This window comes from Vibrio halioticoli NBRC 102217 (genome assembly GCF_000496695.1).
GTDB lineage: Bacteria > Pseudomonadota > Gammaproteobacteria > Enterobacterales > Vibrionaceae > Vibrio > Vibrio halioticoli.
In genome coordinates, this window is the sequence record NZ_BAUJ01000104.1 from 1 (window position 1) to 1,600 (window position 1,600).

Sequence of the window (1,600 nt, forward strand, 5' to 3'; positions counted from 1 at the left end):
GGTATTTCCAGTAAGCCCTGTCAGCGTCACCGTTGGCGTAGTCAGTGTTATTGCCGGAGCTATCGGCGCCATTGGCGTCAATTGTGCTTGAGTAGGAACGTTATTAGTTACTGTTGGCTGCTGGCCAACCACTGACGCCGCTGTTACTGTCGCCGTTGGATTAAAGGTTAAAAACTGCGAGTCCTTGCCTCCATGATGATCATCGGTGCTGACCTCAAAGGTATCTTGTCCCGTGTACTTTCCGGAGTTCGTGTCGTAGTTCATGCCTTGATGAATGGCATCGGCGTGCATTGTGTAGCTATAGACGCCTGTTGCATTATCAAGCGTTAAATCACCGAACGTGCCGTGGGCTACAACGCTGCTACCAGTAGTGGTGCCACCGACTGCGTCATAGGTATGTGTATCGGTTGTATCAACATCGATTGTGCTGAGCGTACCGGTGGTATTCGTGCTTTGCGTAATATGCAGTTCAGGAACGTCATTACTGCCATGGATAGTGACGGTAATTTCACCCGTACTGGTATTACCCGCCATATCAGTCACAGTGTACTTAACGCTGTCTGTTTCAGATTCACCTTGCGCAAGGTGTTGAGCGGCTTTGTTATCAAGCGTATAGGTATAGGTCCCATCCGCCTTCACATCAAAGTGCCCATGCTTACCATCAGCATCGATGATAGTGACTACGTCACCCGCTTCGCCTTGCGGGTTAACATCACCTGTCGCAATAACATTTGTATCTTCAGTAACGGTATCTGTTGCATCCGGCGCAGCAACATTTTGGTCAATCACTATCGCTGTTGTTGCCGTTGTCTGTCCATCATGTCCTGATGGGTCAGTGACCTTCGCGCCTAAATCATGATGAGTGCCATCAACCGATGATGATTTACCCAGGTCTACCACAATCTCAAATTTACCATTCCCATCAGAAAAACCTGAGCCAACAATATGATCGCTGCCATCGGCATTTTTGCCATCGATAATATCGACTTGTGAGAATGGGATGTCAGTAGTACCAGTGATCGATGGTGTTGGGTTTGATGTAATACCATCAGTATGATCGATACCGGTATCGGTATTTCCAGTAAGCCCTGTCAGCGTCACCGTTGGGGTAGTCAGTGTTATTGCCGGAGCGATTGGCGCCATCGGCGTCAATTGCGCTTGAGTAGGAACGTTATTAGTTACTGTTGGCTGCTGGCCAACCACTGACGCCGCCATTACTGTCGCTGTTGGATTAAAGGTTAAAAACTGTGAGTCCTTACCACCATGGTGATCGTCGGTGCTGACCTCAAAGGTATCTTGTCCCGTGTACTTTCCTGAGTTCGCGTCGTAGTTCATGCCTTGATGAATGGCATCAGCGTGCATTGTGTAGCTATAGACGCCTGTTGCATTATCCAGCGTTAAATCACCGAACGTGCCGTGGGCTACAACGCTGCTACCAGTAGTGGTGCCACCGACTGCGTCATAGGTATGTGTATCGGTTGTATCAACATCGATTGTGCTGAGCGTACCGGTGGTATTGGCACTTTGAGCGATCTGCAGTGATGGGATATCGTTACTGCCATGGATAGTGACGGTAATTTCACCCGTACTGGTATTACCC

At 48.9% G+C, this 1,600-nt stretch carries 1 protein-coding gene; it reads right to left on the reverse strand.

Features of this window, described 5'->3' with window-relative positions:
* The coding region (locus tag VHA01S_RS17710) for a cadherin-like domain-containing protein (RefSeq protein WP_039971416.1) at positions 1-1,600 on the reverse strand (1,600 nt) is incomplete at both ends.